The sequence below is a fragment of the Olleya sp. YS genome (assembly GCF_029760915.1).
GTDB lineage: Bacteria > Bacteroidota > Bacteroidia > Flavobacteriales > Flavobacteriaceae > Olleya.
In genome coordinates, this window is sequence record NZ_CP121685.1 from 407,541 (window position 1) to 423,271 (window position 15,731).

Below are 15,731 nucleotides of genomic sequence, written 5' to 3' on the forward strand. Positions count from 1 at the left end.
CTATTAAAACAGAAGTTTGATATTGGAATAAGAATTACCCAACGCTTTCTTTACTTCTTCTGTATTTAACCATTTAACCTCAGTAATCCCCTCATTTAATTGAGGATAAAATTTACCAGAAAATGTAGAGTACATCTCAAACCAATACGTTATTTTTAATTTCACCTTTCCGTTACGTTTAAAAATATGATAGGTATTTGGTAATGGTTTTACGATTTCAAGTTTACCGACTCCTGTTTCTTCTTTAACCTCTCTTATAGCAGTTTCTTCAATAGATTCCTTTCCTTCAGTTTTCCCTTTAGGTAAATCCCATTTATCATTCCTATAAATAAAAAGAATATCTCCTTTATCGTTATGCACCTTTCCACCTCCAGCTACAACGTTAGGTAACTTTTTCTTGAAAGACTTAAGTAATTTATCTTCTTTATGACCTATAAGTCTAACAGAATTAATGGATTTTTTAGACAAGGTTTTGAGTATTAACTCGATATTAGCATCCTTAAGCAAGAAATTTTTAAAGTCGGTCTCTTTTTCTACCTTAGTGGTTAAGTAAATAGGCTTATCATTAACAAAAATGGGTTGCATTAAAACTGGCGGTGCTTTTTTATTTTTGGTAAAAATATTAAAATTAATCAGATAGTTGTATGCTCTTTATTTATTTTAAAATTTAATTTAAGTCAAATTAAATTTATCTGTATTTTTGCTTTATGATTTTTAACGACCAAACTGCAAGGCAAACCGCCAAAGTATTATTACAAATTAATGCCATCAAACTTCAACCTAATGATCCATTTACATGGGCTTCTGGCTGGAAATCTCCTATATATTGTGACAATCGTATTATACTATCGTATCCTACAATAAGAAATTACGTTAGAGAAGAGATGAGTAAGTTTATCGAAGAACACTACGGAAAACCAGACGTTATAGCTGGTGTTGCTACTGGAGCGATAGGCATTGGTATGCTAGTAGCAGAATATTTAGGACTACCCTTTATATATGTAAGACCAGAAGCTAAAGGTCATGGTAGAAAAAACCAAATAGAAGGACACATAGAAAGTGGACAAAACGTGGTGGTGGTTGAAGACTTAATTAGCACTGGTAAAAGTAGTCTTAATGCTGTAAAGGCTTTAAGAGAAGCTAATGTAAACGTTAAAGGGATGATTGCTATCTTTTCTTACGGTTTTAAAGTAGCAAATACCAATTTTGAAAACGAAAACATGACGCTGCATACATTAAGTAACTATGAAAATTTATTGATTGAAGCAGCCTCTAGTAAATATATTACAGAAGATCAAATAGAGACTTTAAGTCAATGGAATGCCAACCCTAGTGTTTGGAACGCTAATTGATACTACATCCATGTTGTTACTACCTAACAATATTATTAAATTATAAAACACATACTAATTATGAGACTAGAAAGCCCTAAAGTTACTTTAGATAAATCAACAGAAGACACGTTTAACTTTTTAAGCGATATCAAAAATTTTAAAAGCCTGATGCCTGAAAACATCAGTAAATTTGAAGTGTTGGGAGAAGATAAATTTTTGTTTGCCTTAAAAGGAATGCCAGAAATAATATTAAAAAAGAAAGAAAGCACGCCAAACAGTCAAATAGTGTTGGGTGCAGCTGGTGGAAAAATAGATTTTTCTTTAATCGCTAATATTACTCAAGTAGATGCCAACAAAAGTGAAGTACAACTTGTTTTTGAAGGCGAATTTAATGCGATGATGGCCATGATGATTAAAGGACCAATTAATAAATTTATTGAAACTTTAGCAACTAATATGCCTAATGCCATTAATACAGTAGCGTAACAGTTTTTAAATCGAAGGTTTTTAATACTTGATCTTCTATTAAAACTTCAAGTAATCCTTCGTTAGATACGCCTTTTATAATACCAGAAAACAAACCTTCGGCAGATCTAAATGTTGAAGGTTTTTCTTTTCTAAATAAATAAGACTCATAAGTAGTTTTTAGTAAAACGTTGTCTTTAGTAAAATTCTTAAATTCAACTTGCAACTGTTTTAAAATAAGTTGTAATACGTCATCTAAATTATAAGTAATACCAGTTAACTGTTTTAAAGAACTAGCTTTAGGATGGTTATTAAACTGCAATTGATTGACGTTTAAACCTATACCAATTATAGAAGATTCAATATGGTTTTGCTTTATGACGTTTTCTATTAAAACACCACAAATTTTTTGGTTGTCTGACAAAATGTCGTTTGGCCATTTTACGCTCAACTTAGGGATATTTAGGATTGCTAAAGCTTTAATTATAGCTAAAGATACAACCATGCTAATATCAAATTGTTGCTCAGGCAATAATCCTTTAAAACGTTTATAAACACTGAAGGTTAGGTTTTTAAAGGGTTGCGATTGCCAAGACGTACCCATTTGACCTCTTCCTTGCGTTTGGTCGTCTGTAACAATTACAGTAAAATCCTTAACAGGACTTTCTAAACTTAGATTACGAAGAAATCGATTTGTAGAATCGGTGGCATTAAGTTTGATTATACGCATATTAAATAATTATCTTCGTATTATAAAATCTTATGATTTTTTTAGAGTATAAAGAACTTAAAAATAATAACTTTGCACAAATATAAATCTTATTAATGGCGAAAAAACAATCAAACGCAGATGCCCTAATTGCAACAATAATTGAGGGTATTGAAGATGTAAAAGGAAAAGACATAAATATTCTTGATTTAAGAGAGATTGAAAACACAGTTTGTGACTACTTTGTAATTTGTGAAGGAACTTCTAACACACAGGTTAACGCCATTGTCAATTCTATTCAGAAAAAAGTTAGTAAATCATTAAAGGACAAACCTTGGCATATAGAAGGCGAAGACAATGCAGAATGGATATTAATGGACTACGTCAATGTAGTAGTACATGTATTTCAAAAACATATAAGAGAATATTATGATATAGAAAGTCTTTGGGGAGATGCCAAAGTAACACTTATCGAAACAAATTATTAAACACATTTCATGGCAGATAAAAATAAAAATACAGTTCCAAAAAAACCAAAATTTAATCCGTACTGGATTTATGGTGGCATTATTATTTTCTTTATTGCACTTCAGTTTTTTGGAAGTGGATCTGGAAGTGCTGATAAAACATCTCCATCACAATTTTTTGAATATTTAAGAGATGGTGATGTAGAAAAAGTTGACATTGTTAACGAAATTACAGCAAAGGTATATCTAACTAAGGAAGCCCAAGAGAAAGAGATTCATAAAAACTCTAAACCTACTTCTATTTTCCCGTCTGCTACTAAGCTACCTAACTACTCTTTTCAATTTGGAGATTTAGCGTTATTTCAGGAATCCATTAACGAAATCAATAAAGAATTAGGCAAAGACAATGCTGCAGAAGTCACTTTTAGTATAGAAAGTAATCCATGGGGCGAATTATTATTTAGTTTATTACCATTTGTGTTACTTATTGGTGTTTGGATTTTTATTATGCGTCGTATGTCCTCTGGAGGAGGAGGTGGTGCTGGTGGACAGATTTTTAATATTGGAAAATCTAAAGCTAAATTGTTTGACGAAAAATCTCAAGTTAAAACTACTTTTAAAGATGTTGCTGGACTTGAAGGTGCTAAAGAAGAGGTTCAGGAAATTGTAGATTTCTTAAAAAATCCAGAAAAATACACCAATTTAGGAGGTAAAATACCAAAAGGCGCTTTACTTGTTGGACCTCCAGGAACAGGAAAAACATTATTAGCTAAAGCAGTCGCTGGAGAAGCTAAAGTCCCTTTCTTTTCATTATCAGGTTCTGATTTTGTAGAAATGTTTGTTGGTGTTGGTGCCTCACGTGTTAGAGATTTATTTAAACAAGCTAAAGAAAAATCTCCAGCTATTATCTTTATTGACGAGATAGATGCTATTGGACGAGCTAGAGGTAAAAATGCAATGTCAGGAAGTAATGACGAACGTGAAAACACCCTTAACCAACTGTTAACAGAAATGGATGGTTTTGGTACAAATACAAACGTTATTGTACTTGCAGCTACCAACAGAGCAGATATTTTAGATAAAGCGTTAATGCGTGCTGGACGTTTTGACAGACAAATACATGTCGATCTACCAAATTTAACAGAACGTAGAGAAATATTTGAAGTACACTTAAAACCTTTAAAAAAGTCGAAGGGATTAGATGTAGACTTTTTATCTAAACAAACACCAGGTTTTTCTGGTGCAGACATTGCCAACCTTTGTAATGAAGCTGCATTGATTGCTGCAAGAAAAAATAAAAAAGAAGTTGAAAAACAAGATTTTTTAGATGCAGTAGATAGAATTGTTGGTGGTTTAGAAAAAAGAAGCACTATTTTCTCTGAAGAAGAAAAAAATCTTATTGCCTATCACGAAGCAGGTCACGCAACCACAAGCTGGTTTTTAGAGCATGCAGATCCATTTGTAAAAGTAACTATAGTCCCTAGAGGTCGTAGTCTTGGTGCTGCTTGGTATTTACCAGAAGAAGCTCATACCACTAGAACCGAGAAATACTTAGACGAGATTTGTATGACCATGGGTGGACGTGCTGCCGAAAAATTAATGTTTGATAAAATTTCTACTGGAGCAATTAGTGATTTGCAAAGCGTTACCAAAAAAGCTAAAGCAATGGTAATGATTTATGGTTTAAATGAAAAAGTTGGTAACATAACGTATTATGACCCAACAGGAGAAAATGGATTTGTAAAACCATACAGCGAGAAAACAGCAGAATTAATTGATACCGAAATTAAAAATATCATTGAAACGCAATACCAAAGAGCTATCTCTATTCTATCAGAAAAGAAAGATCTTTTAATCTTATTGGCAGAACGTTTAAGAGAAAGAGAAGTTTTGTTTAGAGAAGATTTAGAAGAAATATTAGGAAAACGTCCGTTTGACAATGTTATCGAAAAGCCTTCAGAAAAACTTCAAGCTAGTAACGAAGAGGAGGAATAATACAAAACTCTTAGTAATAAGCATAAAAATCTTAGATTATCTCGTTTGATAGTCTAAGATTTTTTATATTTGGTAATCCCATAACAGAATTGTGATTATAGCAACGTGTAAATGAGCCTTTTTAGAAAATTTTTTAGTTCTAAATCTCAAAAAGAAAAACAGGAATTAAAGTCCGAAGAGAGAGGTAAATATATGCCTCAAAAGGAACTACCAATTGATGAGAGTTTTACAATAAACTTCAAAAAAAATGGTGGTAAGTTCTTGTATTGTGACTCGTTAGATGAAGTTTATGACAACCTCAATAATATCATCCTCGAAAATAATTGGGAAGACCATTCGGTATATTTTTACGATGATAATCTAAAAGACAAGTTTAAAAGTTCGCAATTAAAAGTAAGCGATACGTTATCCGAATGCACGTATTTTATTACAACATGCGAAAACTTAATAGCCAATGACGGATCTTTATTAGTGTGCTCCAACCAACTAGCCGAAAAAAAACTTAACGAGTTTCCTAACAACGTCATAGTGTTTGCTACAACAAGTCAAATAGTGTCTAATATTGGTGAAGGCTTAAGAGAAATTAAAAACAAAAACACTAAAAATATTCCAACAAATATAACGACCATAAAGCATTTTAAATTACAAGAGGAAAAAGACTTTTTATCTTACGGAAGCAGTTCAAAAAACTTATATTTGTTGCTTTTAGAAGACCTTTAGTTTTATGAGCGAAACGCTAACCAGAGCACTTTCAGGATTTTTATATATTAGTTTGCTAATTGCATCTTTGCTAAACCAGCATGCATTTATCGTTTTGTTTTTTGTGTTTGGTTTTATTTGTCTTGTTGAGTTTTGTAAACTCATTCAACTTAAAAGCATAGTGCCATATATTATATTTACGCTACTATATTTGGTTTTTGGTTACTGGTTGTTTGTCATGAAATCCAATAAAGGACTCAATGAGGCCACACAAATACTGCAAGTCATCACTATTTTTGTGCAATTGATTTTAATAAAAGATTTGTTTTCAGAAAAAACAATCCCATTATTTAGCTCCAAACGATTTATCATTACTACATTTTACTTATCCAGTGGATTTGTGTTTTTAGTATTAATTGCAAATCACAATGGCTCATTTACACCAGAATACATTTTAGGCTCATTTATATTAGTTTGGATTAACGACACGTTTGCCTATCTAGTAGGTAAAAATTTTGGGAAGCAAAAGTTATTTCCAAGAATCTCACCTAAAAAAACTGTTGAAGGTTTTTTAGGAGGATTATTTTTTGCAACAATTGCCAGTTATTTTATTTATATCTTTACTAATACACTAACCTTTACTAATTGGCTTATATTAAGTATAATAGTTAGTGTCTTTGGTACTCTTGGAGACTTAATAGAATCCAAATTTAAACGCCAAGCCCAAGTTAAAGATAGTGGTGTTATTATGCCAGGTCATGGTGGTCTATTGGATCGTTTTGACAGTATGATATTTGCAGCACCTTTTATTTATTTGTTTTTAAGATTTTTAAAATATGTTTCATAAAGAAGGCTTTAAGATTATTGCAGTAACCTTTTTAACGGTTGCTATTTTAGCTGTAGTTATAGATAAGTTTGTAACATTACAATGGTTACAATATGTGTTATTTTTCATCCTTTTTATTTTTTTATTTCTAATACTTCAATTTTTTAGAAACCCAAAACGACTCACCCTTTTAAATGACAATACTGTAGTATCTCCTGTAGATGGAAAAGTGGTTGTTATTGAAGAAGTTTTTGAACCAGAATTTTTTAAAGAACAACGTTTACAAGTTAGCGTATTTATGTCTCCCATAAATGTACATGTGACGCGCTATCCTATTGGAGGGCAAGTTGCTTACAGTAAATATCATCCTGGTAAATATCTAGTCGCTTGGCATCCAAAAGCTAGCACAGAAAACGAACGTACTACAGTAGTTGTAGACAACCCATCCTACGGTAAGGTATTATACAGACAAATTGCAGGTGCATTGGCTAAACGTATTGTAAATTATGCAAAGGAAGGTGATACAGCTATACAAGGTGAAGACTCAGGATTCATTAAATTTGGGTCAAGAGTAGATTTATTTTTACCTTTAGATACTAATATAAAGGTTAGTTTAAATCAAAAAGTAAAAGGAGGCGAGAGTGTTATTGCCGAAATTTAAAGTATGACTCCAGAAGAATTAGATAAAACTTTTGATGATGCTGTAGAACGCATAAATGCGCACACAGAACCTTTTCCTGCAGATTTCCTTCTTCGTTTATACGCCTATTATAAAAAAGCCACTAATAATTACGAAAGACCAAGTAGTAGAAAACCTATTATTAATGCTTTTAAAACTAATGCACTTTTTCAGATAAAAGATATTACTGTTGAAGAAGCTAAAACCACTTACATCGAGCTAGTCAATAACTATTTTCTCTACAGAAAATAGTTTTAGTCCAAAACCATTTCTAGAGGTCTTCCTGTTGCTCCATTAGGAAAACTAATTCCTAATAAAGAGGACATGGTTGGAGCTATATCTGGTATGGTTGTACGTTGCAAAGTGCTTCCCTTTTTTATTCCATGACCATAAAATAGTAAAGGTACATGCGTATCATAATTTAACGCAGAACCGTGTGTGGACCCTGTTTTACTATAACTTATGACTGCTGGATCTAAAACAAACAGCACATCGCCAGAGCGTTTTTGATTATAACCATTTTGTAATAAGTTTTCAATCCCTTCGGCAAACTCTGTATTACTCATACTCGTTGCTGTATATGCTTTATCAATATTAGGATAATCAATTATAAGATTAACTATAGCTTGTTGTACAGCTGCTAAGTTTAATCCGTAATTTTTAATCAACTCTCGATCTAAAAAAATCTGATTGTTACTAATATTTTTTATGAAGTCTTTAGCTTTATAGTTAAAAATATCCGAAGCCTCCAGTTTAGTTTTAAAAGCATCTCTATTAAAATAACCAGCTGGTATTTTTACAGACTGCAAATAAGAAGGTACTTCTACTGCACCATGATCTGAAGTTAAAAACAAAGTATAATTGCCTTTACCAACTTTAGTGTTTAAGGCATTAATAATACGCTCAATATCATTATTAAGTCTAATGTAAGTATCTTCTATTTCTTTACTGTTAACACCAAAATTATGTCCAACATAATCAGTACTTGAATAACTAATAGTTAATACGTCAGTAAAACTATCTTGTCCTAATTGCTCACCATCAATAGCAGCTATAGCAAAATCAGTTACTATACTATTACCATAAGGTGTTGCTTTTATAATATCATAACCTCTATTATCTTTACTTAAAGCCTTTAAATCATAAGGAAATGTTGCTGTTTCTTTCCCTTTAAATCCGCCTTCAAAAGTATTTAAATCACTTCCACTTTCTGTATAAGTATTAATATCATACAGTGTGTTCCACTCTTTTAAATAGCTTTCAGCTACAGCTGAATTATTAAAAGCTTGAACCCATTGTGGTAACGATTTTAAATAATACGTACTACTTATAAAACGTCCTTCATCCAAACCATGAAACCAATACGCTGCATTTGCTGTGTGTCCTGCTGGCAAAATAGCACCTCTATCTTTTAACGAGATACCTATGGTTTTTCCTCTCATTTGCGTGAATAATCTATTTTGATCGGCAAATGAAGTAGTCTTAAGCCTGTGTGGTGACATTTGACCTGCTTTATTTAGAGTTCCTACAGATTGTACTGTGGTATCACCTGCACAATACACATAACTATCTGATACTTTATCGTACCAATTGTTAGATATTATTCCGTGCATTTTTGGTGTTGTTCCTGTAAATACTGACGCATGTCCAGGTCCTGTATATGTTGGGACGTAGTTAAAATGATTGTTTTTACAATTAAATCCATCAATCATTAAACGTTTAAATCCTTCATTGCCAAATTTGCTAGAAAAGCGTGTTAAATAGTCATAGCGCATTTGATCGACCACTATACCAACCACTAGTTTTGGTTGTATTGGTTCAACCAAAACATGATCTCTATAAGATTGATTGTAAACTTTATTTTGAACATTACAGGATACTAACAATAGAGCAAATAAGAGGAAGTAAATATTTTTTTTCATTATAAAAAGTATAGACTAGGCAAAAATACAGATTTTAAAACATCTAATTTGAAATTAAGGTTAAATACCTACCTAGAATTTTATATTTTAGCAGTAACAAATAAAGCATGAATTACCTACATTATATTGGGACTTACTTTTTGATGGTTGTCGAGATGTTTCGAAAACCAACCAAGTGGTCTGTTATGAAAAAACTAATCCTTAAAGACATTGACGATTTAATTATTGGCTCTTTAGGTATTGTTGCTTTCATTTCGTTTTTTGTTGGTGGTGTGGTTACAATTCAAACAGCTTTAAATATTGACAATCCGTTAATACCAAAAAATCTTGTTGGGTTTGCCACCAGACAATCAATTGTTTTAGAATTTGCACCTACATTTATGTCTATAATTATGGCAGGAAAAGTAGGTTCTTTTATTACTTCCAGCATTGGAACAATGCGTGTTACAGAGCAAATTGACGCATTAGAAGTTATGGGAATTAACAGTTTAAATTATCTGGTATTTCCGAAGTTTATAGCTTTAACCTTATATCCTTTTGTGATTTCCATCTCCATGTTTTTAGGGATTATGGGTGGATTAGCTGCTTGTGTATATGGTGGCTATGCAAGTATGCCAGATTATATTGAAGGCATTCAGTTAGACTTTAAACCTTTTCATATGGCTTATGCCTTTATTAAAACTCTAATATTTGCTTTTATTTTAGCCACTATTCCTTCCTATCATGGATATTATATGAAAGGTGGTGCACTTGAGGTTGGTAAAGCCAGTACAACGTCTTTTGTTTGGACCAGTGTAGTGATTATTCTTTTAAATTATATATTAACGCAACTCCTACTAAGTCAATGATAGAAGTTAAAAATTTACATAAGTCGTTTGGAGATGCTCATATTTTAAAAGGGATTACTACCTCTTTTGAAAAAGGAAAGACTAATCTTATTATTGGACAAAGTGGTTCTGGTAAAACTGTATTTTTAAAATGTTTATTAGGATTGTTTAATTATGAAAAAGGTACGATTGCTTATGATGGCAAAGTGTTTGCACAATTAAGCGAAGATAAACGTCGTGAAATTAGAGCAGATATCGGAATGGTTTTTCAAGGTAGTGCGTTGTTTGATTCTATGACAATTGCCGAAAATGTGATGTTTCCGTTGCGTATGTTTACCAAACAAAGTAAAAGCGAAATGCAAGATCGTGTTGACTTTGTATTAAACAGAGTAAATCTAGGAGATGCCCACAACAAAATGCCAAGTGAAGCGTCTGGAGGTATGCAAAAACGTGTGGCTATTGCCAGAGCAATTGTAAACAAACCAAAGTACTTGTTCTGTGACGAACCTAACTCTGGATTAGACCCAAAAACCGCAATAGTTATTGACGATTTAATTAAAGAAATCACTGAAGAATACCAAATCACAACCGTTATCAACTCGCATGACATGAACTCGGTAATGCAAATAGGTGAAAAAATTATCTTCCTAAAAAATGGGTATAAAGAATGGGAAGGTTCACGTTACGACATCTTTAAAACAGATAACGAAGCGGTTACCGACTTTGTGTACTCGTCAGAACTATTTAAAAAAGTACGTCAAATGTACTTGGAAGAACGTAGCTAAATTAGTTTCTTCTAATAATTATAGTATCTGTAACCAACTCTTTTTTCAACCACTGTTGTAATTCTTTTTCCTTTGCCAAAACAATACTGTCAGGCAACGAGACTTTCCATCTTACATTTGCAATAGTTACCGTATCTATATTTATAAAATCTTTAGACTCTAATACTTTGGAATAGCCAAAATACTCCAAGTCATTAAATCGTACTTTAGCATCACGCGATAAGTTAGTAAATGACACCGTTCTTTGAGCACTTTTAGACTCGATTTGCTTATTTAAGTTAGTAATACTCTCCTGCAATTCTTCAATTTGCTTTTGTAATCCAGCAATCACATTGTCTTTTTTGTCCAATTCTCCAATAGCTCTATCATAAGCATCCACTATTTTGTCAAAGCTTCGATTTTTATTTCCTTGTATATCTAATCTAAAGTCCTTGATTTTATCGTAGTTTTTCAATTCGTTAGTCAAATCTGCAATGGTCGCATCTGGGACTTCGCCATTAAAGTAAAGCACAATCGTTTTATCATCCCAATTTGGTGTTCCTTTTTGCAACCACAATTCGTTATTAGGCTCGACTTCTAACCTTAAAAAGTTATTATAATCGCTTTCTAACCCACTTTGTGTAATAAAATTAAGAAACGTCCATATCGCAGGAGCCATCACTAAAACTGCAACTACAGAAGCTAACTGGGCAATACGCTTACGCTTTTTAGAATTGGCATATTTAAGCATTGGAAAACGTAAAATCTTAAGCACTAAAAAAGTAGCCAATGCTATAAAAATGGTATTTATGGTAAATAAATACATGGCACCAATAAAAATATCCCAATCATGTGCTAACCCATAACCAGCTGTACATAATGGTGGCATTAACGCAGTAGCAATTGCAACACCAAAAATAACTGTTGCAATAGTTCCTTTTTTAGTACGCGCTATAATTAGTGCTAGTCCACCAAAAAAGGCAATTAACACATCCCGTAAATCGGGTTTGGTACGACCAAATAACTCGTTGGTCATGACATCTGCAGTTGGGAAAAATTTAAAGAATAAAAATGCGGTTAGTAAACTAAGCACAATCATGGTCGCTAAATTGATAAGCGAGCTTTTAAGCGTGTCAATATCATTTAATGCAATAGATAAACCAATCCCTAAAATAGGACCCATTAATGGCGAAATTAACATGGCACCAATCACTACAGCTGTACTATCTGCATTTAAACCAACAGATGCCACCATGATGGAGCAAATTAAAATCCAAGCAGTAGCACCTCTAAAAGGGATATCTGCTTTAATAGCAGCGATAGTCGCATCTCGATCTGTATCGTCTCTAAAATCTAATAAATTATCTAAAAATGTTCTTATGCTTTTAAACAAGCCTTCAGCATCCTTTTTTACAGCTTCTTTTTTCTGCTCGACAGCATCCACTTGTTGCTCCTCATCAGAGAAGTTAAATTTATTTTCTTTAGGTTCGTTGTTTTGTTCCATAGTTAAAACCTATCCATAATGTTCTCCAAATTTGTCTTTGACGTTTTGGAGCACTTTTTTAATATCTTGTTCTTTTGTCTTCGGAAAGATAAGCAAAACTTCGTCTTTATCCACAATAATATAATCTTGCAATCCATCTACTACCACTAGCTTACCTGCTTTGGTACGTATCATGTTTCCTGATGCATCTTCGGTTAAGGTTTTAGCATTAACAACTGCATTATTATCTTGGTCTTTATCTAGTTTGTCATACAAACTTCCCCAAGTTCCTAAGTCGTTCCAATCAAATGTAGCAGGTATGACATATACGTTTTTAGACGGTTCCATAATCGCGTAATCTACAGAGATGTTTTCCGCTTTAGCGTAATTATCTTTTATAAAATTATCTTCTGCATCTGTATTATAGGCAGCGATTCCAGATTTAAATAAGTCGAATAATTCTGGTTGGTTATTTTTGAAAGCTTTAATCACACTTGCCACACTCCACATAAAAATACCAGCATTCCATAAAAAATTACCTTGAGACAGAAACTGCTTAGCAGTCTCGTAATCTGGTTTTTCTCTAAACTGAATCACTGGATGAATCCCATTAGTAGCCTCACCACTTTCTATGTAACCATACCCAGTATTAGGAAAGGTTGGTGTAATACCTAGCGTCATTAACGCATCGTTTTGCTCACAAAACTGAAACGCTTGCTGGACGTTTTGGCTAAATGCGTTTTCGTCTTCTATCCAGTGGTCACTAGGTGCCACAATCATGACTGCATCAGGATTTTCTTTTTGTATTTTTAAACTAGCATACAAAATACAAGGCGCTGTATTGCGCATAGCAGGTTCTAACACCACTTGACGTTGCGTCACTTCTGGCAATTGCTGCAGGACTAAATCGTTATATTTTTCATTGGTTAAAATGAAAATATTCTCTTTTGGAATCACCTGACTTAATCGGCTAAATGTTTTTTGGATTAGCGTGTCACCAGTCCCAAGCATATCATGAAACTGCTTTGGAAACTGCTCTGTACTAATTGGCCAAAACCGTGAGCCTACTCCACCTGCCATTAAAATGGCGTAATAATTTTTATTCATATGTTGTTGTCATTGCGAGACCTTCAGGTCGAAGCAATCTTTTTTAATAACTTAACTTTTAACTAGTTCCTTTTTCCTTCTAACTTTTCACTATTCACTTTTCACTATTCACTTTTCACTTTTAACTCTCCACCAGCTCCACTTCAGCATTCGCATTAAACAGATACACTTTACCAGATTTAAGCTCGACGCACTCGTGACGCGTACGTCGTTTAGCGCCTTTTTTAAACACACGTCCATTAGGTGTTTTAAAGGTTTGGTGCAAAGGTACTTCAAATATAAAGGTTTTATTATTTGGTGCGTCAAATTGCTTTAAGGCATAAGCGAGTTGCACGTCTGTGTCGCTGGACGCTTTTGGGTTTTTAAAATGTTGGGCTAACACTGGTAAAATGGTGTCCGGAAACACCTCTGGATTAATAAATGGTAACATTAAATGTTGGAAGGTACGCTTCCACTCTGCACCATGTGGTTTTATGAAACGACCATAGTTTTGAAAAGCTTCCAGATGTGCAATCTCATGGATTAGCGTGATTAAAAAACGGTATTTATTAAGGCTACCATTAACTGTAATTTGGTGTTTACCATTGGGTAATTTGCGGTAATCACCATGTCTGGTTTTACGTTCTTTTTTAACCAACACACTTAGGTTATCACGTTCTAACAGTTGTAAGACGTTGGGGACAGACGCTTCTGGAATATAATAAGATATGGTGTGCTGCATGACTGCAAAAATAGAAGATTTTACCGAGAAAAATACGTAGTTCTACGTATTTCATAGCGTAGGAAAAGGTTGTAACTTGGGTGAAATTTGATATAATATATTTGTACTAAGTATATCAAGGTATTGAAATAGTTTTATATCAGTTAATTTAGGCATAACTTAAACTACTCAACACAATTTAGAGAATGAAATTAAAAATGACTATCAATAAAATAAAGTCTATTGAAAATCTGACGATAGAATTACCAGTTGATAAAGGATTATATGCATTAACTGGACAGAATGGTGCTGGAAAAAGTACAGTAGCAACCTGTGCCTCAAGTGTATTCTTCAACATGACTATGAAAGACTATTTTGGAAAAACTGACAAAGAAGCCTTTATTAGTTTTGAATATGATGGAGCTTCCAAAATCTATAAAAAAAATAGTTATGGAAAATGGTATAGTTCAAAAAACGGACATATCGATTTAAAAGGTTTTTATGAAGGAAGTTTAATTTTTGGAAATAGATTTAGAAATACTAACTATAACAACTTAAGAAAATTAGACCGCATTAGTGATAGCTACTTGAAAAAAGCACCTGAGTTTATAAGAGAAAATTTAGGTTTAATTCTTCATAATAATAAAGAATTTTACGAAAAACTATTTAGAGTTAATCCATCATCAATTAGCCATATAGCAAAATTCTATGGAGACATATTTTATTATGAAATACACGGAAAAAAAGTCAGTCAATTTCATATGTCGACTGGAGAAAATTTACTTATTAGTATTCTAAACTCTCTGAATATTAGAAATACAGACAGAAAAACAATAGACACACCTTGCATCCTACTTTTAGACGAAGTAGAACTTGCATTACATCCATCTTCATTAAAGCGATTAGTAGTCTTTTTAAAGGAAATTTCTAAGCAATTCAATTACTCTGTTTATTTTTCAACTCATTCCCTAGAGTTAATTAGTTCAATTAAGCCAGATAATATTTTCTTTCTCGATAGACATAGCGACCATTCACTTGAACTTATAAACCCATGTTACCCTGCATATGCAACACGAATGCTTTATGACCATACTGGATACGATTATATAATATTAGTCGAAGATGATTTAGCTAAAGAGATTATTAAAAGACTATTGAGACAAAATTCTTTATGGGGAAATAAACTTATATATATATTGCCTTGTGGAGGTTTTACAAATGTTATTGATTTAGCGCAAGAGGTCGTATCAAGTAATTTGGTTGGTAAAACTTCAAGTATTAGTCTTATTCTTGATGCTGATATTAAAGAGCAAGCCAAAAAATATATTACTAAAAATAATATTGCTAATAATATACCCTTAAATTTTCTTCCTATTGAAAGTTTAGAAAAATATTTAAAATCCAAATTATTTGACAACGTTGACCACAAACTGTTCCGTCATCTTAATGATTTCGTTTTTCATCAAGTAAGTTTAAACGAGATAATTGATGAATACCGTAGTTCAAAGGATTTTGAAAATGACAATAATGGAAAAAAATTATACTCTAGAATTGACAAAGAATTAAGAGCGCGAAATAAGGATAGAACCGAAATTATTGAGATGGTTGTAGATTATCTCACTGCAAATGATAAAATAAGTATAGATAAAATAGTTGCTTTTTTAAAAGCCCAATTCGAATAAAAAAACTAAGTCTAACAATGTACTTAAAAAACATCGCAAGTAATTACTAAAATTATTTATTGAGTGTTTTAT

At 32.6% G+C, this 15,731-nt stretch carries 17 protein-coding genes; 11 read left to right on the plus strand and 6 right to left on the minus strand.

Annotated elements, in window-relative coordinates:
* Window positions 1-3 precede the first annotated feature (3 nt).
* Complete coding sequence (locus Ollyesu_RS02000; RefSeq protein WP_279302138.1) at window positions 4-585, minus strand: NUDIX domain-containing protein; 582 nt, start codon at window positions 583-585, stop codon at window positions 4-6.
* Between the two features lie 122 nt (window positions 586-707).
* Here Ollyesu_RS02000 and pyrE point away from each other — a divergent pair, with 122 nt between their 5' ends.
* Together pyrE and Ollyesu_RS02010 are read left to right on the plus strand one after the other, a co-directional pair.
* Window positions 708-1,352 carry an orotate phosphoribosyltransferase gene (gene pyrE / locus Ollyesu_RS02005; RefSeq protein ID WP_279302139.1) on the plus strand — a complete coding sequence of 215 codons (645 nt, stop codon included), beginning with the start codon at window positions 708-710 and terminating at the stop codon, window positions 1,350-1,352.
* 60 nt (window positions 1,353-1,412) lie between these two features.
* Entirely contained in the window at window positions 1,413-1,820 is a 408-nt protein-coding gene (locus tag Ollyesu_RS02010; RefSeq protein ID WP_279302140.1) for an SRPBCC family protein, read from the plus strand.
* Here the strand turns inward: Ollyesu_RS02010 and Ollyesu_RS02015 are convergent.
* Entirely contained in the window at window positions 1,804-2,529 is a 726-nt protein-coding gene (locus Ollyesu_RS02015; RefSeq protein ID WP_279302141.1) for a biotin--[acetyl-CoA-carboxylase] ligase, read from the minus strand. The genes Ollyesu_RS02010 and Ollyesu_RS02015 overlap by 17 nt on opposite strands.
* A 95-nt stretch (window positions 2,530-2,624) precedes the next feature.
* On the opposite strand from Ollyesu_RS02015, the gene rsfS reads away from it, so the two are divergent.
* From rsfS to Ollyesu_RS02045, 6 genes are all read left to right on the plus strand, one after another.
* On the plus strand, window positions 2,625-2,996 hold the full coding sequence (rsfS, locus tag Ollyesu_RS02020; protein WP_279302142.1) for a ribosome silencing factor: 372 nt from the start codon (window positions 2,625-2,627) through the stop codon (window positions 2,994-2,996).
* Between the two features lie 9 nt (window positions 2,997-3,005).
* Entirely contained in the window at window positions 3,006-4,970 is a 1,965-nt protein-coding gene (gene ftsH, locus Ollyesu_RS02025; protein ID WP_279302143.1) for an ATP-dependent zinc metalloprotease FtsH, read from the plus strand.
* Between the two features lie 111 nt (window positions 4,971-5,081).
* The gene (locus Ollyesu_RS02030) at window positions 5,082-5,690 is read left to right on the plus strand and encodes an LUD domain-containing protein (RefSeq protein ID WP_279302144.1); all 609 of its coding nucleotides are present in this window, start codon (window positions 5,082-5,084) and stop codon (window positions 5,688-5,690) included.
* Window positions 5,691-5,694: 4 nt separating this feature from the next.
* The gene (locus Ollyesu_RS02035; protein ID WP_279302145.1) at window positions 5,695-6,516 is read left to right on the plus strand and encodes a phosphatidate cytidylyltransferase; all 822 of its coding nucleotides are present in this window, start codon (window positions 5,695-5,697) and stop codon (window positions 6,514-6,516) included.
* Window positions 6,506-7,156, plus strand: a complete 651-nt coding sequence (locus Ollyesu_RS02040; protein WP_279302146.1) for a phosphatidylserine decarboxylase family protein — start codon at window positions 6,506-6,508, stop codon at window positions 7,154-7,156. The genes Ollyesu_RS02035 and Ollyesu_RS02040 overlap by 11 nt, the downstream gene beginning before the upstream one ends.
* A gap of 3 nt (window positions 7,157-7,159) precedes the next feature.
* Entirely contained in the window at window positions 7,160-7,426 is a 267-nt protein-coding gene (locus tag Ollyesu_RS02045) for an acyl-CoA-binding protein (RefSeq protein ID WP_279302147.1), read from the plus strand.
* A gap of 2 nt (window positions 7,427-7,428) precedes the next feature.
* Here the strand turns inward: Ollyesu_RS02045 and pafA are convergent, their stop codons facing one another.
* A complete protein-coding gene (gene pafA, locus Ollyesu_RS02050) occupies window positions 7,429-9,096 on the minus strand; it encodes an alkaline phosphatase PafA (RefSeq protein ID WP_279302148.1) in 1,668 nt (555 codons plus the stop codon).
* Between the two features lie 107 nt (window positions 9,097-9,203).
* On the opposite strand from pafA, the gene Ollyesu_RS02055 reads away from it, so the two are divergent.
* Both Ollyesu_RS02055 and Ollyesu_RS02060 read left to right on the plus strand, forming a co-directional pair.
* The gene (locus tag Ollyesu_RS02055; protein ID WP_279302149.1) at window positions 9,204-9,944 is read left to right on the plus strand and encodes an ABC transporter permease; all 741 of its coding nucleotides are present in this window, start codon (window positions 9,204-9,206) and stop codon (window positions 9,942-9,944) included.
* Window positions 9,941-10,708 carry an ATP-binding cassette domain-containing protein gene (locus tag Ollyesu_RS02060; RefSeq protein WP_279302150.1) on the plus strand — a complete coding sequence of 256 codons (768 nt, stop codon included), beginning with the start codon at window positions 9,941-9,943 and terminating at the stop codon, window positions 10,706-10,708. Before Ollyesu_RS02055 ends, Ollyesu_RS02060 begins: the two co-directional genes overlap by 4 nt.
* A 1-nt stretch (window position 10,709) precedes the next feature.
* On the opposite strand, the gene Ollyesu_RS02065 is transcribed toward Ollyesu_RS02060, so the two are convergent.
* The 3 genes from Ollyesu_RS02065 to Ollyesu_RS02075 form a co-directional block, all read right to left on the minus strand.
* On the minus strand, window positions 10,710-12,191 hold the full coding sequence (locus Ollyesu_RS02065) for a DUF389 domain-containing protein (RefSeq protein ID WP_279302151.1): 1,482 nt from the start codon (window positions 12,189-12,191) through the stop codon (window positions 10,710-10,712).
* Between the two features lie 9 nt (window positions 12,192-12,200).
* Window positions 12,201-13,277: a mannose-1-phosphate guanylyltransferase gene (locus Ollyesu_RS02070; protein WP_279302152.1), complete on the minus strand. Its 1,077-nt coding sequence runs from the start codon at window positions 13,275-13,277 to the stop codon at window positions 12,201-12,203.
* A gap of 121 nt (window positions 13,278-13,398) precedes the next feature.
* On the minus strand, window positions 13,399-13,998 hold the full coding sequence (locus Ollyesu_RS02075; RefSeq protein ID WP_279302153.1) for a SprT-like domain-containing protein: 600 nt from the start codon (window positions 13,996-13,998) through the stop codon (window positions 13,399-13,401).
* Window positions 13,999-14,183: 185 nt separating this feature from the next.
* Here Ollyesu_RS02075 and Ollyesu_RS02080 point away from each other — a divergent pair, with 185 nt between their 5' ends.
* On the plus strand, window positions 14,184-15,659 hold the full coding sequence (locus tag Ollyesu_RS02080; RefSeq protein ID WP_279302154.1) for an AAA family ATPase: 1,476 nt from the start codon (window positions 14,184-14,186) through the stop codon (window positions 15,657-15,659).
* Window positions 15,660-15,731 lie beyond the last annotated feature (72 nt).